This is a genomic window from Mycobacterium shunyiense (genome assembly GCF_058270035.1).
The window spans coordinates 1-21215 of the sequence record NZ_JBZDPT010000034.1 but is presented as its reverse complement, the minus strand read 5'-3'; the positions used below and the strand labels follow the sequence as shown (position 1 = coordinate 21215).

Below are 21215 nucleotides of genomic sequence, written 5' to 3'. Positions count from 1 at the left end.
GTGCCGGGCCAACCTTCTACCGATCCGGTGGTCCCGCGTGCGCGCGTGGCCAACCTCGCCAACGTGCTCACCGGTGTACGAATGGTGCTGGTTCCGGTCTTCCTCGTATTTCTGTTCGTCGGCGACGGTCATGAATCCGGCTGGCGGATCGCCGCTTTCGCGGTGTTCGCGGTCGCGGTGATCACCGACCATCTCGATGGTGCGTTGGCCCGCAGCTACGGCATGATCACCGAGTTCGGCACCCTGGCCGATCCGATCGCCGACAAGGCGCTGATCGGCGCGGCGCTGATCGGACTCTCGATGCTGCACGACCTGCCCTGGTGGATCACCGTGGTGGTACTGACCCGTGAGATCGGAATCACGGTGCTGCGGTTCGCCGTGCTGCGTCACGGAGTGATCCCGGCCAGCCGTGGCGGCAAGCTCAAGACACTGGTGCAGGCCGTGGCCATCGGGTTGTTCGTGCTTCCGCTGCATTCGTGGCCCGACATCTGGCTCGATGTGGCCTGGGTGATCATGTGGGCCGCCGTGGTGCTGACCGTGCTCACCGGCGCCGATTACGTCCTCTCTGCGATCAGGGATTCACGTGGACGATCCGCTGCTCACTGACGACGCCAGGGCGCTGGTCGCCGACCTGACGGTGCGCTCACAGAGCGTGGCCACCGCCGAGTCGCTGACCGGCGGCCTGCTCGCCGCGACGCTCGCAGGCGTGACAGGGGCCAGTGCGGTGCTACAAGGCGGACTGATCACCTACAACGAGGACACCAAGATCTGGTTGGCCGGCGTGGCCCCCCAGGTGCTCGACGCGGTCGGCCCCGTCGCTGCGCCGACCGCGCGGGCGCTGGCGGTCGGCGCCCGGCAGCGGTGCGCGGCCACCTGGGGTGTCGGCCTGACCGGCGTGGCCGGGCCGGAACCGCACGGCGGACACCCGGTGGGCACCGTGTTCATCGGCCTCGCCGGCCCGGTCGACACCGACGTCGTCGAGTTGGCCCTGTCCGGCTCGCGCTGGGACATCCGCCGCGCCGCCGTCGACGAGGCGATCGCCCGGCTGCGTTTCCTGGTCGAGAACCAGTAACCCAGATCTGCACCGGACTGCGGGAACCATGCGGTGGTCCGCGGCGTTGGTCAGTCAGCGGACCTGCGACCGCCAGGCGAAGGAGGGCACGATGACGGCATTGCTGCGTGAGGTGATTGGCGACGTGCTGCGTAACGCCCGCACCGAACAGGGTCGGACGTTGCGTCAAGTGTCCGACACGGCCCGGGTCAGCCTCGGGTACCTCTCCGAAGTCGAGCGGGGCCGCAAGGAGGCCTCCAGCGAACTGCTCAGCGCCATCTGCGACGCGCTGGACGTCCCGCTGTCGCGGGTGCTCACCGATGCCGGCGAGAGCATGGCCGAGCGTGAACACGCCTCCACAGCCGCCCGTCCCGATGTCGCTGCCAACGTCGCCCACATCGATGCGTCGACCAAGGTGGTCATCCCGCAGGTCGTGTCGATGGCCGTCGCGTGACTTGGGCCTGACGCCACCGCCGATGCCGGATTGATCGCGCTGTTCGTGTGCGGGTACGAATTTTCGCAAAACGCCCATGCGAACAGTCGACGGGACTGTGGCTGCCTGTCCAGAACCGATAAGTTGGCATCAGAGGAATTGCGGCAACCTGAAGAGCAGTAGGACCCGAGCACCGGCTTGCTGGGCAAGCCTGACAGACAAGCCCGACAGATAAGGCGGAACGAACCCATGGCCAATCCGTTCGTCAAGGCATGGAAGTACCTGATGGCGCTGTTCAGCTCCAAGGTCGACGAATATGCCGACCCGAAGGTGCAGATCCAGCAGGCCATCGAGGACGCGCAGCGGCAACACCAGGCCCTGACCCAGCAGGCCGCCCAGGTCATCGGCAACCAGCGCCAGCTCGAGATGCGACTCAGCCGGCAGCTCGCCGACATCGAGAAGCTGCAGGTCAACGTCCGCCAGGCGCTGACGCTGGCCGATCAGGCCACCGCTGCCGGCGACGCGGCCAAGGCCACCGAGTACAACAACGCCGCCGAGGCGTTCGCCGCCCAGCTCGTCACCGGAGAGCAGAGCGTCGAGGACCTCAAGGGTCTGCACGATCAGGCCCTTCAGTCCGCCGCGCAGGCCAAGAAGGCCGTCGAGCAGAACGCGATGATGCTGCAGCAGAAGATCGCCGAGCGCACCAAGCTGCTGTCCCAGCTCGAGCAGGCAAAGATGCAGGAGCAGGTCAGTGCCTCGCTCCGCTCCATGAGCGAGGTCGCCGCACCGGGCAACACCCCGAGCCTCGACGAGGTTCGCGACAAGATCGAGCGCCGCTACGCCAACGCCATCGGCCAGGCCGAGCTGGCGCAGAACTCGGTGCAGGGCCGCATGATGGAGGTGCAGCAGGCCAGCGTCCAGATGGCCGGCCATTCCCGGCTCGAGCAGATCCGGGCGTCGATGCGCGGCGACGCACTGCCCAGCGGCGGAGCCACCCCGTCCACCCCGGCCACTCCGGCAGCCAACCAGACTCCTGCCACCCCCGAGAATCCGCTCGGCCAGTAGAGATTCGAGTGTTCTAGATCATGGCTACCAAGACCGGTCGACCCGACGCCTGGAAATCGTTGGTGCAACGGGGTATCGACACCGCGGCAGACCTGTCCGGGGCCCTGACCGAGAAGCTCAGCGCCGCCGCCGATCCGCGCGCAAAGCTGTTGCGCAAGCGGCGGTGGGCGCTGCGCTTCGGGGTGTTCTTCACCCTGGCCACCGGGTTCTGGGTGCTCGCCACGGCGCTGCTGGCATCGTGGAGCACACCGGTCTGGGGCCTGATCATCACCGGCGCCATCGCGGCCGGTGCGGCATTCCCCGCGACGCTGTTCTGGCTGCGTTACCGCTGGCTGCGCGCGGAACCGCTGCCGGCGCAGCGGCCGGTCTCCGGACGTCGGTTGCCGCCGTGGGGTTCCGCGGCCCGTCAACCCATGGCGGCGCTGGTGGCCTCCGAGCGCGGCATGTTCTCGCTACTCGGTGTACTTGAACGCGGTCGGATACTTCCGGCCGACGAATTGCGGGAACTGACCGCGGTGGCCAACCACACTGCGCGGACCATGGCAGCTACCGCCACCGAGGTGGTGTCGATGGAGCGGGCCATCAGCAATGCCCCGCAGTCGCGCCAGCATCTGGTGCCCACCATCAACGCGTTCACCGCGCAGCTCGGCCAAGGCGTGCGGCAGTACAACGAGATGGTCACTGCCGCAGCGCAACTCGTATCGACGGTGAACGGCGGTCAGAGTGCGGCGTCGCCGTTGTCGCAGCAGCGCTACCGCAACGAGTTGACCGGCGCCACCGATCGTCTGGTCGGGTGGGCGCAGGCGTTCGACGAACTCGGTCAGCTGCGCCGCGCCTGACGCGCTGTTACAGCGACGTGCGCAGCGACGGCACGACCACACCGACGAGGCCGCGCAGCGTCGCCTTGAACATGTCAAGGAAGTCGAAGTAGTCCCGCCACAGCGTGATTCGGCCTTCGTGCACCTCGAACACGCCGCAGACCCAGAACTGCAGGCGCAGCGGCCCGAAGACCAGGGCGTCGGTGCGCTCGGTCAGGACCGCGGCGCCGTCGGCGGCGATCCGGTGGATCTTCACCTCGAAGCCGGCCTTGCCCTGCATCGAGCGGAACAGCTTCATCGCACGTTGGCGCCCGTAGATGGTCGGGAGCCCGACGTTCTGGTAGACGAGGTTCTGTGCCAGTGCGTTCTCGGCGGTGTCGAAGTCCTGCTCCTGCAGCGCGTTGAGGAACGTTTCGACCGTGCCGGTCTGGGTCGCCGCTGCGGTGGTGGATTGGTCAGACATGCCCGAAGCCTAGTGGGGGATGCCTGTGGCAAGGTAGGCCGGTGCGCGTAGCGGTGGTCGCCGGGCCCGATCCCGGACATGCCTTCCCGGCCCTTGCGTTGTGCCTGCAGTTCCTCGCCGCGGGGGATACCCCGACGCTGCTGACCGGGGTGGAGTGGCTCGACACCGCGCGGGCTGCCGGCGTCGACGCACGAGAACTCGTCGGTCTCGATGCGACCGATGGGGACGACGACGCCGACGCTGGGGCCAAGATCCATCAGCGCGCCGGGCGGATGGCGCAGCTCAACGTGCCCGTGCTGGAGGAGCTGCAACCGGATCTCGTGGTTTCCGACGTGATCACCGCCTGCGGCGGGCTGGCTGCCGAGCTGCTCGGGTTGCCGTGGGTGGAGCTCAACCCACATCCGCTGTACCTGCCGTCGAAGGGCTTGCCACCGCTCGGCAGCGGGCTGGCCCCGGGCGTCGGCATCCGGGGACGCCTGCGCGACACGGTCATGCGAGCCCTGACCGCGCGATCCGTGCGGGCGGGACTGGCCGACCGGGCCGGAGTACGCGCCTCGATCGGCCTGCCCGCGGACGACCCCGGCCCGTTGCGTCGCTTGATCGCCACCCTGCCGGCACTGGAGGTGCCGCGCCCGGACTGGCCGGCCGAGGCCGTGGTGGTCGGTCCGCTGCACTTCGAACCGACCGAGGCGGTGCTGACCGTGCCGCCGGGCTCGGGTCCGGTGGTGATGGTGGCGCCCTCTACCGCGACCACCGGGACGCAGGGGATGGCCGAACTGGTGCTGGAGTCGCTGCGCCCGGGGCAGACACTGCCCGAGGGGGCCCGCGTGGTGGTGTCGCGGCTCGGCGGGGCCGCCGTGGAGGTGCCGCCGTGGGCGGCGGTGGGGCTCGGCCGTCAGGACGAGCTGCTGTCGCACGCCGATCTGGTGATCTGCGGTGGCGGGCACGGCCTGGTGTCCAAGGCGCTGCTGGCAGGTGTGCCGATGGTGGTGGTGCCGGGGGGCGGTGATCAGTGGGAGATCGCCAATCGCGTTGTGCGTCAAGGCAGTGCGCAGCTGGTGCGGCCCCTTTCCGGGGAGGCGCTCACCGCGGCGGTCGACACCGTGCTCGGGGCATCGTCCTACCGTGCGGCCGCTGTGCGCGCCGGCGCCTCGATCGCCGAGGTGGCAGATCCGGTACGGGTGTGCCATGACGCGCTGGCAGGCACTCGGTAGGTTGGGCCCGTGCGGTTGACGGAATTCCATGAGCTCGTGGACGGCCAATTCGGCGCGATGCGGGGTCGTTCGCTGCTCGTCGACCATGTGCTGGCGGCCCTCGACGGCCGCACTGCCGCGCAGGCCATCGAGGACGGGGTGGAGCCGCGCAGCGTGTGGCGGGCGTTGTGTGCGGACTTCGACGTCCCGCGCGAGCAGTGGTGAACAGCCACCGGTGAGCCGACGGGTCTTTTCCCGGCCGCCGATTCGGCGTATACCGGAGTCATGGGCCTTGGTGACCACCCGATGCGGACACCTCTTTACGGTGTTCTGCTGGTGATCGCAGCGGTACTGCTGTGTTGGTTGGTCGCGTCGACGCTGGCCGGATGGCCGGCGGCCCTCGGATACTTCCTGGCCATCGCCGTCGGCGCGGTCGGGTTCGTCATGACGCTGCGGGATCTCGACAATTTTCCGAACTGGCGTCGCTGACGGAGATCATCTCCGGCGTGTCTCCTTGAATCGAACAGATGTTCGTCTAGTCTGGGTGCAGTCCGACTGAGCCGACTTGTCGGTGGCCTGTTCTAACGTCACCGCCAACCGATCGGAACACCGGTCAACACGACTACTCGGAGAGGCACCATCATGGCGCAACAGGCCCCTGATCGCGAAAAAGCGCTCGAACTGGCGATGGCCCAGATCGACAAGAACTTCGGTAAAGGCTCGGTGATGCGCCTCGGCGAGGAGGTGCGCCAGCCCATCTCGGTGATCCCCACCGGTTCGATTTCCCTGGACGTCGCGCTCGGTATCGGTGGCCTGCCTCGCGGCCGCGTGGTCGAGATCTACGGCCCGGAATCCTCGGGTAAGACCACTGTGGCGTTGCACGCGGTGGCCAACGCCCAGGCTGCCGGCGGTATCGCGGCGTTCATCGACGCTGAGCACGCCCTGGATCCCGAGTACGCCAAGAAGCTCGGTGTGGACACCGATTCGCTGCTGGTCAGCCAGCCCGACACGGGTGAGCAGGCACTGGAGATCGCCGACATGCTGGTGCGCTCGGGCGCGCTGGACATCTTGGTGATCGACTCGGTGGCCGCGCTGGTGCCCCGCGCCGAGATCGAGGGTGAGATGGGTGACAGCCACGTCGGTCTGCAGGCCCGCCTGATGAGCCAGGCGCTACGCAAGATGACCGGTGCGCTGAACAACTCGGGCACCACCGCGATCTTCATCAACCAGCTCCGCGAGAAGATCGGCGTGATGTTCGGCTCGCCCGAAACCACCACGGGCGGTAAGGCTCTGAAGTTCTACGCCTCGGTCCGTCTCGACGTCCGGCGTATCGAGACGCTCAAGGACGGCACGGACGCGGTCGGTAACCGGACCCGCGTCAAGGTCGTCAAGAACAAGGTCTCGCCGCCGTTCAAGCAGGCCGAGTTCGACATCCTGTACGGCCACGGCATCAGCCGCGAGGGCTCGCTCATCGACATGGGTGTCGAGCACGGCTTCATCCGCAAGTCCGGCTCCTGGTTCACCTATGAGGGTGAGCAGTTGGGGCAGGGCAAGGAGAATGCCCGCAAGTTCATGTTGGAGAACGTCGACGTCGCCAACGAGATCGAGAAGAAGATCAAGGAAAAGCTCGGTATCGGCGCTGTCGTGACCGCCGAGGCAAAGGCTGATGACGTCCTTCCCGCCCCGGTTGACTTCTGAGTCGTCGGGTACGCCCGACGGGGAGCAGACGCAGGATCCTCGCAAACGTGAGGAGCAGGCAAAGAATGTCTGTCTGCGTCTGCTCACTGTGCGGGCCCGCACCCGCTCCGAACTGATCGAACAGCTCACCAAACGGGGTTACGAGGAAGACCTCAGCACCAAGGTGCTGAACAGGTTGACCGAGGTCGGGCTGATCGATGACGAGGATTTCGCCGAACAGTGGGTGCGGTCCCGGCACGCCAACTCAGGAAAAGGCAAGCGCGCCTTGGCTGTTGAGCTTCGCAAGAAGGGCGTGGACAAAGAGGTCATCGACGCCGCGCTGGCCGACCTGGATCCGGCTGCCGAGCGACAACGGGCCGAGCAGCTGGTTCGGGACAAGTTGCGTCGCGAGCGGCTCGATGACGACGATGGCGACGTGAAGGTGACGCGTCGGCTCGTCGGCATGTTGGCCCGTCGCGGCTACAACCAGTCGATGGCCTTCGACGTTGTCAGCGTCGAACTGGCCGGCGAACGGGAACGGCGCCGGGTGTAGCGGCCGCATTGTGTCGCTATACGCGGGTCAGTCCCGTTGAGTGTGCAGCACCTGCGCTCCCGGTGCGCCTTCCTGTTCGACGGCCTCTGGTTCCAGCGGCGCGGGCCCACGGCTGGAACGACGCATTCGCCGTTCCAGCCAGGTGGCGAATGAGGACAGTGCGAAGTTGATCGTGATCAACAGCAGTGCCACGACCATGAGCGCGGGTAGATAGTTGCGGTAGGTCGAACCGAGGTTGGTGGTCTGGCGCACCACCTCCAGGAAGGTGATCTGGTAGCCGATCGCCGTGTCCTTGAGGATCACCACCATCTGGGAGATCAGAACCGGCAGCATCGAGGTGATGGCCTGCGGTAGCTGGATGAGCCGCATCGTCGAACCCCAGCGCAGACCGAGTGACGCCGCAGCCTCGACCTGACCCCGTGGCAGAGAGTTGACTCCCGCCCGGATGATCTCGGCGATCACCGCGCCGTTGTAGAGGGTCAGGCCGGTGACCACGCCGGCCAGCGCCTGATACTTCGACGGCATGCTGTCGAGGAGCCCATACGCCGCGAAGCTGAAGATCATCATGATCAGCACCGGTACGGCGCGGAAGAACTCGACGAACACCGCACAGGGCCAACGGATGAACGCCACCGGCGTCATCCGTCCGACACCGAGCAAGAGGCCCAGTGCGAGTGCCAGCACGATCGACAGGGCGGCCGCGGTCAGCGTGCCCTGGAGGCCGGGCAGCAAGTAGGTCCGCCACAGATCGGCCGTCAGGAACGGTTGCCACTTGTCCCAGTCGAGTTGACCCTTCTCGTTGAAGCGCCACAGCACGACGCCGATGATGACGGCGGTCACCGCAATGGCCAGGATCGCCACGATGATGTTCCGCACCCGGGCCCGGGGGCCGGGAACATCGAAGAGAACCGAAGCGCTGGACATCTAGCGCTGCACCGCCAATCTCTTGCCGAGCCAACCGAACAGCAGACCCAACGGCAATGTCAGGATGACGAATCCGGCGGCGAAGATGATGCCGACCGTCAGCAGTGCGGCGGTGTTCTCCGTCATCGTCTTCATCAACCACGCCGCCTCGACGACGCCGATGGCCGAGGCGATGGTGGTGTTCTTGGTCAGGGCGATCAGCACTGAACCCAACGGCAGGATCACCGCGCGAAAAGCCTGTGGTAGCAGGATCAACCGCAGGTTCTGTCCGAACGACAGACCGAGCGAGCGGGCCGCCTCGGCCTGGCCGATCGGCACGGTGTTGACCCCGGCCCGCACCGTCTCACACACGAAAGATGCGGTGTAGATCGTCAACCCGAGTACGGCCAGGCGGAAACTGCTGTCCACGATGAACGTCGGCGAGTCCGCCGCGGCCAGCGTGATCCGCAGCGTCTGCCCCACCCCGAGTGAGCAGAAGATGATGATCAGCGTCAGGGGAGTGTTACGGACGATGTTCACATAGATTGCGCCGAGCCAGTTCAGCACCGGCACCGGTGCCAATCTCATCGCCGCCAACAACGTGCCCAGGATCAATGCGCCGACGGCGGAGTAAATCGTCAGCCGGATGGTGATCCAGAATGCCGCGAAGATCTGGTCGCGGTACTCGGTGAATATCTCCACGGGGGAGTTGCTTCCTCCGACTCAGCGGTCGACGGTCGGCGGTGTCGGCGCCTGGATGCCGGCCGGCCCGAGGTTCTTGTCGAACGCTTCTTTCCACGCTCCGCTGTTGATCATCTTCTCGATCGCATCGTTGATCTTGCCGCGCAGTTCGGTGTCGTCCTTCTTGAGGCCGATGCCGTAGCGCTCCTCGGAGAATGGCTTACCGACGATCTTGAATTCCCCTGGAGTCTGCGCGGCGTATCCGGCCAGGATCACCTCATCGGTGGTCACGGCGTCGACTCCACGGTTCCTGAGGGCGTCGATGCACAGGGTGTAGGTGTCGTACAGCTGCAGTTGAACGTCCGGATACTTCTCCTTGATCCGCTGAGCCGGCGTCGAACCGGATACCGAGCACACCTTCTGGTTGTTCGCCAGGGACTCCGCTCCGGTGATGGCGTTCTCGTCGGCGCGGACCAGCAGGCTCTGACCGGTGACCAGGTAGGGCCCGGCGAACGCCACTTTCTCCTGACGCGCCGGGCTGATCGAGTAGGTCCCGACGATGTATTCGACCTGACCGTTCTGGATCAGCGTCTCGCGCTGCGGCGAGGGCGCTTCCTTCCACTCGATCTTGTCCTCGGGATAACCGAGTTCGTTGGCCACGTATTTGGCCACATCGACGTCGAACCCGGACATGGTGCCGTCAGGCTTCTTCTGGCCGAGGCCGGGTTGGTCGTACTTGGTGCCGATGACGATCTTGCTGGAGTCGCCACCACCGCCACATGCGGTCGCGGCGAAGGGGAGTGCGATCGCGAGCGCGAGGGTACCGACCAACTTGAACGGCACGGAGGGCATGTTCGGGTTCCTTTCGGCGGAGCGTCAGTGATGAAGGATCTTGCCGAGAAAATCTTTGGCGCGGTCGGATTTCGGGTTGTCGAAGAACTCGGCCGGTGGCGCGTCCTCGACGATGGCGCCATCGGCCATGAACACCACGCGATCGGATGCCCGGCGGGCGAAGCCCATCTCGTGGGTGACCACCACCATCGTCATGCCCTCGCCGGCCAGCGACGTCATCACGGCCAGGACCTCGTTGATCATCTCGGGGTCCAGGGCGCTGGTCGGCTCGTCGAAGAGCATCACCTTGGGTTTCATCGCCAACGATCGTGCGATGGCCACGCGTTGCTGCTGACCGCCGGACAGCTGGGCCGGGTATTTGTCGGCCTGGTTGGCCACTCCGACCCGGTCCAACAGGGCCATGGCGGCCTCCCTGGCCTGTGCCTTGGGCTTGCGTCGCACCTTCACCGGGGCGAGCATGACGTTCTCCAGGATCGTCTTGTGCGCGAACAGGTTGAAGGACTGGAACACCATGCCGACATCCGACCGCAGCTGAGCCAGTTTGCGACCCTCGGCGGGCAGCTCCTGACCATCGACCGCGATGCTGCCCGAGTCGATGGTCTCCAGCCGATTGATGGTGCGGCACAACGTGGATTTACCCGAACCCGACGGTCCGAGGACCACGACGACCTCGCCGCGCCCCACATCGAGGTTGATGTCGTTGAGTACGTGCAAGGGCCCGAAGTGCTTGTTGACTCCCTGAAGTGAGATCATCGGCACACCTGGTGGCGCCGCGTCGTCGACCTGCGGCTGCTCGCCGGGGCTACCCATGGCAGGTGACCTTACCCAGGGAACGCCCGGCCTGCCCGGATCTCGTCAATCCGCCGCGTTGACGTTTCGGGTGGCTCCGTACCATTGAGGCCGTGACGACGATGGTGAACCGGGACGCGGCGCGCGACGAGCGCCCGCGCGAGGAGTCGACGACACAGCCCGGCTCCGAACGCACCTATCAGGTCCGCACCTACGGCTGTCAGATGAACGTGCACGACTCCGAGCGGCTGTCCGGCCTGCTGGAGGACGCCGGATACCGTAGGGCCCCCGACGGCGCCGACGCCGACATCGTCGTGTTCAACACCTGTGCGGTGCGCGAGAACGCCGACAACAAGCTCTACGGCAATCTCAGTCATCTGGCCCCGCGCAAGCAGGCCGATCCGAACTTGCAGATCGCCGTCGGCGGATGCCTGGCCCAGAAGGACCGCGAGTCGGTACTGCGCCGCGCCCCCTGGGTCGATGTGGTCTTCGGCACCCACAACATCGGGTCCCTGCCCACACTGCTGGAGCGGGCCCGCCACAACCGCGCCGCCCAGGTCGAGATCGTCGAAGCGCTGCAGGAGTTTCCGTCCACCCTGCCTGCGACGCGCGAGTCGGCCTATGCGGCGTGGGTGTCGATCTCGGTGGGCTGCAACAACACCTGCACGTTCTGCATCGTGCCGTCGCTGCGCGGCAAAGAGGTCGACCGCCGTCCCGGGGACATCCTGGCCGAGGTGCAGACCCTGGCTTCCCAAGGCGTGCTCGAGGTCACCCTGCTGGGCCAGAACGTCAACGCCTACGGTGTGTCGTTTGCCGACCCCGATGTTCCGCGCGACCGCAGTGCGTTCGCCAAGCTGCTCCGCGCCTGCGGCGACGTGGAGGGGCTGGAGCGGGTGCGGTTCACCTCACCCCACCCCGCCGAGTTCACCGACGACGTGATCGAGGCGATGGCGCAGACCCCCAACGTCTGCCCGACACTGCACATGCCGCTGCAGTCCGGTTCGGACCGGATCCTCCAGGCGATGCGCCGCTCGTACCGGGCCGACCGCTACCTGGGCATCATCGACAAGGTGCGTGCCGCGATCCCGGACGCGGCCATCACCACCGACCTGATCGTCGGCTTCCCCGGCGAGACCGAGGAAGATTTCCAGGCCACCCTCGATGTCGTCGAGCGGTCGCGTTTCTCGACTGCGTTCACCTTCCAGTACTCCATCCGGCCCGGTACCCCCGCCGCCGACATGCCCGACCAGTTGCCGAAAGCCGTTGTCACCGAACGCTATCAGCGGCTGATCGAGCTGCAGGAGCGAATTTCTCTGGAGGAGAACCAGGCCCAGATCGGGCGGGCGGTGGAACTGCTGGTCGCCACGGGCGAGGGCCGAAAGGACGCCAGCACCGCCCGCATGTCGGGCCGGGCCCGCGACGGCAGACTGGTGCATTTCAGCCCTGGCGGCGACGTGGAGCGGATCCGACCCGGTGACATCGTCACCACCACCGTGACCGGTGCCGCGCCGCACCATCTGATCGCCGACGCCCCGTTGGTCACCCATCGCCGTACCCTCGCCGGCGACGCCCACGAGGCGGGGCGGCGCCCGCGGACCGGCGTCGGCCTCGGGCTGCCGCGGATCGGTGCGCCGGAAACCTCGCCGTCATCAGGAGGATGTGGCTGTTGAGCAACGAAAGCGACTTCGACCGGTTCAAGGACGACCTGGCGGCCGTCGAGCGCAAGGTCACCCGCGAATTCGACACGGGGCCGCGTGCGATGGTCGTGGCCATCCTGGTGTTCGTGGTGCTGCTGTCGTTCGTGCTGCCGCACACCGGCACCACCAAGGGGTTCGACGTCCTGGTCGGTGACGCCACGGCCGTAAGCGACGGCATCTCACTGCCGTCGCGGGTGTTCACCTGGTTGGCGCTGGTGTTCTCGGTCGGCTTCTCCACCCTGGCGCTGATCACCCGCCGCTGGGCGCTGGCCTGGACGGCCCTGGCCGGTTCTGCGGTGGCCAGCGCGCTCGGGATGCTTGCGGTGTGGTCGCGTCAGACCGCGGCGGGGCATCCCGGTCCCGGAATCGGGCTGATCATCGGGTGGCTGGCCGTGATCGTCCTGACCTTCCACTGGGCTCGCGTGGTGTGGTCGCGCACCGCGCTGCAGCTGGCGGCAGAAGAGGACCGGCGCCGCGAAGCCGCGAAGCATCAGCAGCACGGCGTGCTCGGCATCCCCATGCCCGGTGACAGTAAGACCGACGTGACCAAAACCGACGTCGCGAAGCCCGACACCTCCGGTGACAAGCCGGATCAGCCCGACCAGGCCTAGCTGCGCTCAGAAAAGCCTGGGAGCTGTAAACGCTCTCCGAGCGTGGTGTTACCTGCGCTCTCCGAGTGTGGCGGCCGCGGCGTCAGCCCACTGACGCCACTGTTCGGCGCTCGCCCTGGCCTCGGCTGCATCCTTGGCCCGTCCGGCGGCCTCCGCCTTCTCGGCCTGCTTCTCGAACTGTTCGGCACGGGCACGGAACTGGTCGGCACGGGCCTGCGCCTCGGGGTCCACACCACCGGCCGGGGCGTCTCGGACCTTCTTCTCGACGGCACGCAGGCGGCGTTCCAGATCGGCGGCCCGCTCGCGGGGAACCTTGCCGATCGCGTCCCACTTGTCGCCGATCGTGCGCAGTGCGGCGCGGGCGGCATCCAGATCCGTCGTGTCGATCTTCTCGGCCTCGGCCAGCAGCGCTTCCTTGGCGGTGGCATTTGCCTTGAACTCGGCGTCACGTTCGGCGTGGGCGGCGTTACGGGCCCCGAAGAACGTGTCCTGAGCGGCCTTGAACCGGTGCCACAACGCGTCGTCGACGTCCTTGGCGGCGCGTCCGGCGGCCTTCCACTGGGTCAGCAGATCGCGGAACGCGGCACCGGTGGCGCCCCAGTCGGTCGAGCCGGACAGCTGCTCGGCCTGCTCGCACAGCGCCTCCTTCTGCTGGCGGGCGCCTACCCGGCCGCGGTCCAGTTCGGCGAAGTGCGAGCCGCGACGACGGTTGAACGTCTCGCGGGCCGACGAGTAGCGCTTCCACAGGGCGTCGTCGAGCTTGCGGTCCAGTCCGGTGATGGTGCGCCACTCATCGAGGATCTCGCGCAGGCGGTCACCGGCGGACTTCCACTGGGTGGAGTTGGCTGCCAGATCCTCGGCCTCGGCGGCGAGTGCCTCCTTGCGTGCGGTCTGGGCGGCGCGGTGCTCGTCGCGCTGGGCCCGCTCGGTCTTGGCGGCTTCGTCGGCGTGTTCCAGGATGGCCGACAGGCGGGCGCTCAGCGCGTCGACATCGCCGAGAACTGCTGCGGTGGGCAGACTTTCCGCCAACGCCGCGGCCGCAGATTTGATCTTGCGCGCATCGCCGGTGCCTGACGACAGCCGGCGTTCGAGCAGGGCGACCTCGGTGTGCAGATCGTCGAAGCGCCGACCGAAGTGCGCGTACGCCGACTCGGTGTCGCCGGCCTGCCATGAGCCGATGACACGCTCGCCGGATCCGCTGATCAACCACACCGTGCCGTCGTCATCGACGCGGCCGAATTGGTGTGGGTCGCCGGCCGGCGCCACGGCAACCACGGGTGCGACCCGGCTGGGGCGGGGAACGGGGCGGGGTGGTCCGGGCCTCGGAACGGGCGTGGGCTTCGGGGTGGGCCCGGAGGTCGACTCGGGGGTGGCTCCGCCTGGCTCACTGGTTGTCATATCCGCTCCTCGTACTCCGCACGGTTGCCCGCGCATCTGCCGCGCGACGCGGCGCCTGATGCTGTCGCTTTGTCCGCTATTGAAGCAGGTCGTGCTGTGCCGTGCCCACGGCTTTAGGTGCAATGCCCTGACAAACTCGCACGGACGTGTTCTCACCCGGGCCGATCTGGGCGTCCGACCGGGCCTCGGCGCGCACCCCAGAAGGGGCCGCGCACTAGTTTGGTGAGGTGCTGAGCGCCATCGCGATCGTCCCTGCCACACCGGTTCTGGTGCCCGAACTGGTGGGTGCGGCTGCGGGCGAGGTGGCCGACCTGCGGGAGGCCGTCGTCGCCGCAGCGCGTTCGCTACCGCCGCGCTGGCTGGCCGTCGGGGTCGGCCCCGGTGACGCGGTGTACGGGCCGGACTGTGCAGGGACCTTCGCCGGCTACGGCGCCGACGTCCCAGTGGCTCTCAGCCCCGGCGCGATGGGCGATCCGGTGGCGCTGCCGCTGTGTGCCCTGGTCGCGGGGTGGATCCGCGGACAGGTGGCACCCGGTGCCGACATCGAGGTGCACGTCTGTGCCGCATCACAGCAGGTCGGCGAGGCGCTGGCCCGGGGGCGCGCGCTGCGCGCCCGCCTCGACGAATCTGCGGATCCCGTCGGTGTCCTCGTGGTCGCCGATGGCCTGAACACGCTCACCCCGGCGGCACCCGGTGGCCACGACCCGGACTCGGCGCCGGTGCAACAGCAAGTCGACGATGCGCTGGCCACCGGAGACCTCTCGGCGCTGGCCGAGCTGCCCGGAACCGTGCTCGGCAGGGTTGCCTACCAGGTACTGGCCGGTCTGACCGAACCCGAGCCGGGATCGGCCCGTGAGCGCTATCGCGGAGCCCCGTACGGCGTCGGCTACTTCGTCGGCGAATGGCTGCCGTGACCCGGCCCATCGCGGTCATCGGGCCGACCGGCACGGGGAAGTCGGCGCTGGCGCTCGCGCTGGCCGAGAATGTGGGCGGCGAGATCGTGAATGCCGACGCCATGCAGCTCTACCGCGGCATGGACATCGGCACTGCCAAGTTGCCGGTCACCGAGCGGCGCGGCATCCCACACCACCAGCTCGATGTCCTTGACGTCACCGAGACCGCGACGGTGGCCCGCTATCAGCAGGAGGCCGCGGCCGACGTGGAAGCCATCGCGGCCCGCGGCGCAGTGCCGGTGATCGTGGGCGGTTCGATGCTGTACATCCAGTCACTGCTCGACGAGTGGACGTTTCCGGCCACCGATCCGACGGTGCGGGCGCGGTGGGAGGCGCGGCTGGCCGAGGTCGGGGTGGCCGCCCTGCACGTCGAGCTGACCCGGGTGGACCCTGCCGCGGGTGCGTCGATACTGCCGACCGATGGCCGGCGGATCGTGCGGGCCCTGGAGGTCGTGGAGCTCACCGGGCAGCCGTTCGCTGCCTCGGCGCCGAGCATCGGTATACCGCGCTGGGACACTGCGATCATCGGATTGGACTGGGACACAGCCGTTCTCGATCAGCGCCTGGAACAACGCACCGACCTGATGTTCGACGAAGGCCTGGTGGACGAGGTGCGGACGCTGATCGGTTGCGGCCTGCGCGACGGGGTCACCGCGGCGCGGGCACTCGGCTATGCGCAGGTGTTGGCTGACCTGGATGCCGGGGGAGACGGCTCGGCCGCGCGGGAGCCGACGTTCATCGGCACCCGCCGCTATGTGCGCCGGCAGCGCTCGTGGTTCCGGCGTGATCATCGGGTCGTGTGGTTGGACGGGGCGGCCGACGGGCTGGTGCACGACGCGTTGCGGGCGTGGCGGCACGTATCCTGAACAGGTGATCTCCGGCGCAGTTGGTTTTGTGAAAGGGCACGGCACCCAGAACGATTTCGTGGTGCTGCCCGACCTCGACGCCGCGCTGTCGCTGACGCCGAACGCCGTCGCCGCACTGTGCGACCGGCGCCGCGGCCTCGGCGCCGACGGCGTGCTGCGGGTGACGACTGCGGGTGCCGCGCAGGGTGCCGGGGTGTTCGACCGACTTCCCGACGGGGTGGCGGCCTCGGACTGGTACATGGACTACCGCAACGCCGACGGGTCGATCGCGCAGATGTGCGGCAACGGCGTACGGGTGTTCGCGCACTACCTGCGCGCGTCCGGACTGGAATCTGCCGACGAGTTCGTGGTCGGGTCACTGGCCGGTCCCCGTCCGGTGGTGTTGCACAGCGTCGACGCGACGACCGCCGACGTCACGGTCGAGATGGGCAAGGCCAACCAGTTCGGCACCGGCACCGCCGTCGTCGGCGGTCGCAAGGTCAGCGGGCTGGCCGTCGACATGGGCAATCCGCACCTGGCCTGTGTCGGGCTGACCGAGGACGAGTTGGCGGCACTCGATGTGGCCGCACCGGTGTCGTTCGACACGCAGCTGTTCCCCGACGGCGTCAACGTCGAGGTCCTGACCGCTCCGGTGAACGGCGCGGTCTCGATGCGGGTACACGAACGCGGTGTCGGCGAGACCCGCTCCTGCGGTACCGGCACCGTCGCGGCCGCGCTGGCGGCCCTGGACGGTCAGGGTGCCGATACCGGGACGTTGCGGGTCCGCATCCCCGGGGGCGAGGTCACCGTGACGATCACCGAGTCCACCAGCTTCCTGCGCGGCCCCTCCGTGCTGGTGGCCCGTGGTGAGCTCTCCGACGTGTGGTGGAACGCTGCCCACGCCTAATAGGGATGCGCGCGGCCCGATGCACGTGACAACCTGTAAGTACATATGACTCATCCAGAACATCCCGTCACACCCAGCACCGGCGAGCTGGCCCTCGAAGACCGCGCCTCACTGCGCCGCGTCGCCGGGCTCTCCACCGAACTCACCGACGTCACCGAGGTCGAGTACCGCCAGCTCAGGCTGGAACGCGTGGTCCTGGTCGGAGTGTGGACCGAAGGCAGCGCGGCCGATGCCGATGCCAGCCTGGCCGAGCTGGCGGCACTCGCCGAGACCGCCGGGTCCGAAGTACTCGAGGGGCTGATCCAGCGCCGCGACAAGCCCGACCCGTCCACCTACATCGGCTCGGGCAAAGCCGTCGAACTGCGCGAGGTGGTCCTGGCCACCGGGGCGGACACCGTGATCTGCGACGGCGAACTCTCGCCTGCGCAGCTCAACTCACTGGAGAAGGTCGTCAAGGTCAAGGTGATCGACCGGACCGCGCTGATCCTGGACATCTTCGCCCAGCACGCCACCAGCCGGGAGGGCAAGGCGCAGGTGTCGCTGGCCCAGATGGAGTACATGCTGCCCCGGCTGCGCGGCTGGGGTGAATCGATGTCGCGCCAGGCCGGCGGGCGCGCCGGCGGTGCCGGTGGCGGCGTGGGAACCCGCGGGCCCGGTGAGACCAAGATCGAGACCGACCGCCGCCGTATCCGGGAGCGGATGGCCAAGCTGCGCCGCGAGATTCGCGACATGAAGAAGGTCCGCGATACCCAGCGCAGCCGGCGGCTGACCTCGGATGCCGCCTCGGTGGCCATCGTCGGCTACACCAACGCCGGCAAGTCCAGCCTGCTCAACGCACTGACCGGGGCCGGTGTGCTGGTGGAGAACGCCCTGTTCGCCACGCTCGAACCCACCACGCGGCGTGGCGAATTCGACGACGGCCGGCCGTTCGTGCTGACCGACACGGTCGGCTTCGTCCGGCACCTGCCCACCCAGTTGGTCGAGGCCTTCCGGTCCACGCTCGAAGAGGTGGTCGATGCCGACCTGCTGGTGCACGTCGTGGACGGGTCCGACGACCATCCGCTGGCGCAGATCAATGCGGTCCGGCAGGTGGTCAACGACGTGATCGTCGAATACGACATCGCCCCGCCCCCGGAGCTGTTGGTGGTCAACAAGATCGACGCGGCCACCGATCTCGGACTGGCCGCGCTGCGCCGCGCCCTGCCCGATGCGGTCTTCGTTTCGGCGCACACCGGCGAGGGGCTGGACCGGTTGCGGGCCCGGATGGCGGAGATGATCCCGCCGACCGACGCCACGGTGGACGTGACGATTCCCTACGACCGCGGGGATCTGGTCGCGCGGGTGCACGCCGACGGTCGGGTGGACGCTACCGAGCACACTGCCGACGGCACCCGCATCAAGGCGCGGGTGCCCATGGCACTGGCCGCGAGCCTGGGTGAGTTCGCCACCTTCTGAGCGGGCGTCAGGCGGCAGATTTCTTCTTGCTGCTGGTGCCCTTTGCGCTGGTGCCCTTTGCCTCGGGACGGTCCGTGGCCTTTTCCTTCGCGCCGTCGTGACCGAGGGCCTTGCGCACGCCGCTTCGGAGCGACTTGGCCATGTCACGCGCCGGATGTCCCTTGGTAGCGAGCGCTTTCGGCAATGAGGGACGCTGCTTCGGGGCCGTCGCGTCGTCGGCCGCGCTCGGTGCCGTCTCGGGGTCGGTGACCGTGCTCAGACGCCGGAGCGGTTGGTCATCCGAGATGGCGGCGACTTTCGTGGTGTCGGCAACGGTCTTGTCGGCAACGGTCTTGTTGGCAACGGTCTTGTCGGCAGTGTCCGGGATCCGGACGGTCACGCCGGACTGCGTCGGATCGGTCCATCCGGGCAGTGGGTCGAGCCCGGGGTTGAGCGCGGCCCGGATGCCCTCCGGAACGTCGTTCACCAGGTCGGTGGCCAACTTGACCGGGTTGAACCTGGGCAGCAACTGGAACGGTGTCGGATTGCTGTAGTCGGTTCTGGTGTAACCGGTTTCGATCAGGGTCTGCGCCATCGGGGAGATCAGGTCGACGAGCGGGATCACCACGGCGGACGTGCCGGTCGCCGCACCCAGGTCGAGCAGCGGCTGCATGATGGGCAGCGTCTTCGCCGGCAGGGTGACGTAGTACGTATCGCTGCCGTCGACCTTCTGGCAGTGAGTCTCGGCACTGCAGTTCGCTTTCGCGTTCTCGATCGCGGCCTGCACCTGTTCGGGTGTGTAGCCGTATGGCGTTGCGGTGGCCGGATCGTCGCCTCGGGGGTCCAGGTAGGAGCCGTGCACGTACTCGAATCCGGCCAGCGCATTCGCCAGGGCGAGCGGATTGAGCACCCATGACGGAGCGTCGGCGACACCGTCGTACTGAAGCGCAATGTCGTAGGTCTCGATGCCGGTGTCCGTCGGAGTGGGTTGACCGAATGTCGCGTCGAGGATCGGGACGGTGCCGAGGATCGCCAGCCTCTCGAAGAGGCCGCCGTCAGGGCGGTTGGGGTTACCGATCAGGACGAAGCTCAGATTCTGCTTCTGTTCGTCGGTCAGGTCCGCCAGGTTCCCCTTGACGATGCCGGCCACCGTGGCGCCCTGCGAATAGCCGAAGACCGTCACGGGATGCGCCGCACTGGGGTTGTTGGCGCCGACGAGTTCACTGGTCAGCCGGGTGACCCCGCTGGCCACCGACACGTTCCATTTGGCACCCTCCAGTCCGCCCCAGCCTGGGAGTGGGATGGGCCAGAACTGGGCGATGTAGGGGATGGCCACCGGCGCCGCACAATCCTCGGCGCCGCAACTACCGCTGGGCTGGACGTAGTAGTCCACGGCGTTGGCCAGGTAATTGTTGGAGTCCTGCGGGTTCGGGGTTCCGGTACCCGGGACGATCAGCGGTGTCACCGCGACCACCAGACCGATTGCTGCGGTACCGACGGGCGTCAGGCCGATGACCACCGAGCCGGATACCGCTACGGCGCCGACCAGCAGTGACCTGGCAGCAGAACGGGGTGAGAATCGCATCGGCCCGGATCTCCTTCTGCTGACGAAGCCGTCAGCGCTGAAGGGATCTTTGCACCGGCACGCAACTGTCACCGGGAAAACAGCCGAAGTGGTTGCGGCCCAACAGTTTCAGCGTCGTCGGATCACCGGAGGCTCATGTGCCCGCACCGGGGGGAGGGCTCCATCGAACTTCTCGACCTGCACCAGCACATGCGCGCCGGTGCAGCCATGCGCCAGCGACGAGGTCCCGACATCGTCGGTGAGGACGTTGGGATTGCCGTGCACGCACATCGAATCGGGATCTGACGGTTCGCCCGGGTCGTACCACGCTCCGGTCGGCAGTTGCACCACCGACGGGCGCACCCGGTCGTCGATCATCACCCCGGCCAGACACGCCCCGCGGTCGTTGAACACCCGCACTACGTCACCGTCTGCGAGCCCGCGGGCCGAGGCGTCATCGGGGTGGATGCGGATCGGTTCGCGCCCTTGTACTTTCGATGCCTGACTGGTGGCGCCGCCGTCGAGTTGGCTGTGCAGGCGGGTAGCGGGCTGATTGGCCAGCAGATGCAACGGATAGCGGGCGGCCCGCGCACCGCCGAGCCACTCGGTCGGCTCGTACCAGCGGGGGTGGCCGGCACAGTCGGGGTAGCCGAATCCGTCGATGGTCTGCGAGAAGATCTCGATGCGGCCGCTCGGGGTGGCCAGTCGGTGTCCGACCGGATCGGCCCGGAAATCGGCCAGCAGTGTCAACCCCGGTTCGGTGGGTAACCGCAGATGACCCGCAGTCCAGAACTGGTCGAATCCGGGAACCTCGAAATCCAGACCCGCTGACCACTTTTCGTACATATGAACCAGCCACTGCCGTGCCGTGCGGCCTTCGGTGAACTGCTCGCCGAACCCGAGTCGGTCGGCCAGCGCCGAGAACGTGGTGTAGTCGTCGCGGGAGTCCGCGTACGGCGGGGCCAGTGCAGGCATGGCGACCAGCAGCGGATCATTGCGTGACCCCGAGTAGTCCTCGCGCTCATAGGCGGTGGTCGAGGGCACGACGACGTCGGCATGCTTGGCCATCGCCGTCCAGTACGGGTCGTGCACCACGATGGTGTCCACCCGGGACAGGGCCCGGCGCAACCTCGGAATGTTCTGGTGATGGTGGAACGGGTTGCCGCCGGCCCAGTACACGCACCTGATGTCGGGGTAGGTCAGGTGCAGTCCGTTGTAATCGAACGGTTGTGCTACTCCTCATGTTCTTGTGGGTAGTTGAGGGTTCAGGCCGCCGAGGCAGAGGTAGATCATTGAGGTCAGTGCTTTGGCGGAGTGGTGTCCGTAGC

23 protein-coding genes and 1 pseudogene are annotated in these 21215 nt (G+C 67.6%); 16 read left to right on the top strand and 8 right to left on the bottom strand.

The features are described 5' to 3' along the window. The 5 genes from pgsA to pspM all read left to right on the top strand — a co-directional run bounded on the left by pgsA (position 1) and on the right by pspM (position 3388). Positions 1 to 606 carry a CDP-diacylglycerol--glycerol-3-phosphate 3-phosphatidyltransferase gene (gene pgsA / locus AC4ELS_RS20140; RefSeq protein WP_110916992.1) on the top strand — a complete coding sequence of 202 codons (606 nt, stop codon included), beginning with the start codon at positions 1 to 3 and terminating at the stop codon, positions 604 to 606. Next, positions 584 to 1072: a CinA family protein gene (locus AC4ELS_RS20135; protein WP_064884388.1), complete on the top strand. Its 489-nt coding sequence runs from the start codon at positions 584 to 586 to the stop codon at positions 1070 to 1072. The genes pgsA and AC4ELS_RS20135 overlap by 23 nt, the downstream gene beginning before the upstream one ends. Positions 1073 to 1163: 91 nt before the next feature. Beyond that, a complete protein-coding gene (gene clgR, locus AC4ELS_RS20130; protein ID WP_448448550.1) occupies positions 1164 to 1505 on the top strand; it encodes a transcriptional regulator ClgR in 342 nt (113 codons plus the stop codon). A gap of 228 nt (positions 1506 to 1733) precedes the next feature. Beyond that, positions 1734 to 2549 (top strand): phage shock protein PspA, encoded by an 816-nt coding sequence (gene pspA / locus AC4ELS_RS20125; protein ID WP_499048902.1) that lies wholly within the window; start codon positions 1734 to 1736, stop codon positions 2547 to 2549. 20 nt (positions 2550 to 2569) lie between these two features. Next, complete coding sequence (pspM, locus tag AC4ELS_RS20120) at positions 2570 to 3388, top strand: phage shock envelope stress response protein PspM (protein ID WP_448448549.1); 819 nt, start codon at positions 2570 to 2572, stop codon at positions 3386 to 3388. Positions 3389 to 3395: 7 nt separating this feature from the next. Here pspM and AC4ELS_RS20115 read toward each other — a convergent pair whose 3' ends face one another. Continuing rightward, positions 3396 to 3830 carry a limonene-1,2-epoxide hydrolase gene (locus AC4ELS_RS20115; RefSeq protein ID WP_064960201.1) on the bottom strand — a complete coding sequence of 145 codons (435 nt, stop codon included), beginning with the start codon at positions 3828 to 3830 and terminating at the stop codon, positions 3396 to 3398. 41 nt (positions 3831 to 3871) lie between these two features. Between AC4ELS_RS20115 and AC4ELS_RS20110 the strand changes: the two genes are divergently transcribed. From AC4ELS_RS20110 to recX, 5 genes are all read left to right on the top strand, one after another. Beyond that, positions 3872 to 5044, top strand: coding sequence for a glycosyltransferase (locus tag AC4ELS_RS20110; protein ID WP_499048899.1), 1173 nt, complete (start codon positions 3872 to 3874; stop codon positions 5042 to 5044). Positions 5045 to 5053: 9 nt separating this feature from the next. Beyond that, positions 5054 to 5248 (top strand): DUF3046 domain-containing protein, encoded by a 195-nt coding sequence (locus AC4ELS_RS20105; RefSeq protein ID WP_055113214.1) that lies wholly within the window; start codon positions 5054 to 5056, stop codon positions 5246 to 5248. 60 nt (positions 5249 to 5308) lie between these two features. Continuing rightward, a complete protein-coding gene (locus AC4ELS_RS20100) occupies positions 5309 to 5512 on the top strand; it encodes a hypothetical protein (protein WP_055113216.1) in 204 nt (67 codons plus the stop codon). A gap of 153 nt (positions 5513 to 5665) precedes the next feature. After that, positions 5666 to 6721, top strand: a complete 1056-nt coding sequence (recA, locus tag AC4ELS_RS20095) for a recombinase RecA (RefSeq protein WP_055113217.1) — start codon at positions 5666 to 5668, stop codon at positions 6719 to 6721. Beyond that, complete coding sequence (recX, locus tag AC4ELS_RS20090) at positions 6690 to 7253, top strand: recombination regulator RecX (RefSeq protein ID WP_064884398.1); 564 nt, start codon at positions 6690 to 6692, stop codon at positions 7251 to 7253. The genes recA and recX overlap by 32 nt, the downstream gene beginning before the upstream one ends. 27 nt (positions 7254 to 7280) lie before the next feature. Here recX and AC4ELS_RS20085 read toward each other — a convergent pair whose 3' ends face one another. The 4 genes from AC4ELS_RS20085 to AC4ELS_RS20070 are packed head-to-tail and all read right to left on the bottom strand — an operon-like array spanning position 7281 to position 10442. Next, on the bottom strand, positions 7281 to 8177 hold the full coding sequence (locus tag AC4ELS_RS20085) for an amino acid ABC transporter permease (protein ID WP_064960203.1): 897 nt from the start codon (positions 8175 to 8177) through the stop codon (positions 7281 to 7283). Next, positions 8178 to 8858, bottom strand: coding sequence for an amino acid ABC transporter permease (locus AC4ELS_RS20080; protein WP_499048895.1), 681 nt, complete (start codon positions 8856 to 8858; stop codon positions 8178 to 8180). It abuts the gene before it with no gap. 21 nt (positions 8859 to 8879) lie between these two features. Then, a complete protein-coding gene (locus tag AC4ELS_RS20075; protein WP_064884404.1) occupies positions 8880 to 9689 on the bottom strand; it encodes a glutamate ABC transporter substrate-binding protein in 810 nt (269 codons plus the stop codon). A 24-nt stretch (positions 9690 to 9713) separates the two neighbouring features. Further along, positions 9714 to 10442, bottom strand: a complete 729-nt coding sequence (locus AC4ELS_RS20070; protein WP_064884497.1) for an amino acid ABC transporter ATP-binding protein — start codon at positions 10440 to 10442, stop codon at positions 9714 to 9716. Between the two features lie 158 nt (positions 10443 to 10600). Here AC4ELS_RS20070 and miaB point away from each other — a divergent pair, with 158 nt between their 5' ends. Both miaB and AC4ELS_RS20060 read left to right on the top strand, forming a co-directional pair. Then, the gene (gene miaB / locus AC4ELS_RS20065) at positions 10601 to 12148 is read left to right on the top strand and encodes a tRNA (N6-isopentenyl adenosine(37)-C2)-methylthiotransferase MiaB (protein ID WP_499049146.1); all 1548 of its coding nucleotides are present in this window, start codon (positions 10601 to 10603) and stop codon (positions 12146 to 12148) included. Continuing rightward, entirely contained in the window at positions 12136 to 12786 is a 651-nt protein-coding gene (locus tag AC4ELS_RS20060) for an Rv2732c family membrane protein (RefSeq protein WP_064960205.1), read from the top strand. The genes miaB and AC4ELS_RS20060 overlap by 13 nt, the downstream gene beginning before the upstream one ends. A gap of 48 nt (positions 12787 to 12834) precedes the next feature. Here the strand turns inward: AC4ELS_RS20060 and AC4ELS_RS20055 are convergent, their stop codons facing one another. Further along, entirely contained in the window at positions 12835 to 14184 is a 1350-nt protein-coding gene (locus tag AC4ELS_RS20055; RefSeq protein ID WP_499048892.1) for a DUF349 domain-containing protein, read from the bottom strand. Positions 14185 to 14411: 227 nt separating this feature from the next. Here AC4ELS_RS20055 and AC4ELS_RS20050 point away from each other — a divergent pair, with 227 nt between their 5' ends. Genes AC4ELS_RS20050 through hflX form a run of 4 tightly spaced genes read left to right on the top strand, consistent with a single transcriptional unit; the run spans position 14412 to position 18344 of the window. Beyond that, positions 14412 to 15098: a class III extradiol ring-cleavage dioxygenase family protein gene (locus AC4ELS_RS20050; RefSeq protein ID WP_499048889.1), complete on the top strand. Its 687-nt coding sequence runs from the start codon at positions 14412 to 14414 to the stop codon at positions 15096 to 15098. After that, a complete protein-coding gene (gene miaA, locus AC4ELS_RS20045) occupies positions 15086 to 16003 on the top strand; it encodes a tRNA (adenosine(37)-N6)-dimethylallyltransferase MiaA (protein WP_499048887.1) in 918 nt (305 codons plus the stop codon). Before AC4ELS_RS20050 ends, miaA begins: the two co-directional genes overlap by 13 nt. Before the next feature lie 7 nt (positions 16004 to 16010). Beyond that, positions 16011 to 16889: a diaminopimelate epimerase gene (gene dapF, locus AC4ELS_RS20040; protein WP_499049143.1), complete on the top strand. Its 879-nt coding sequence runs from the start codon at positions 16011 to 16013 to the stop codon at positions 16887 to 16889. A 45-nt stretch (positions 16890 to 16934) separates the two neighbouring features. Continuing rightward, a complete protein-coding gene (gene hflX / locus AC4ELS_RS20035) occupies positions 16935 to 18344 on the top strand; it encodes a GTPase HflX (protein ID WP_499048884.1) in 1410 nt (469 codons plus the stop codon). Between the two features lie 7 nt (positions 18345 to 18351). On the opposite strand, the gene AC4ELS_RS20030 is transcribed toward hflX, so the two are convergent. Together AC4ELS_RS20030 and AC4ELS_RS20025 are read right to left on the bottom strand one after the other, a co-directional pair. After that, positions 18352 to 19908 carry a PE-PPE domain-containing protein gene (locus AC4ELS_RS20030; protein ID WP_499048881.1) on the bottom strand — a complete coding sequence of 519 codons (1557 nt, stop codon included), beginning with the start codon at positions 19906 to 19908 and terminating at the stop codon, positions 18352 to 18354. A 108-nt stretch (positions 19909 to 20016) separates the two neighbouring features. After that, positions 20017 to 21117 (bottom strand): annotated as a pseudogene (locus tag AC4ELS_RS20025) (molybdopterin dinucleotide binding domain-containing protein); the annotation flags it as partial. Positions 21118 to 21215 lie beyond the last annotated feature (98 nt).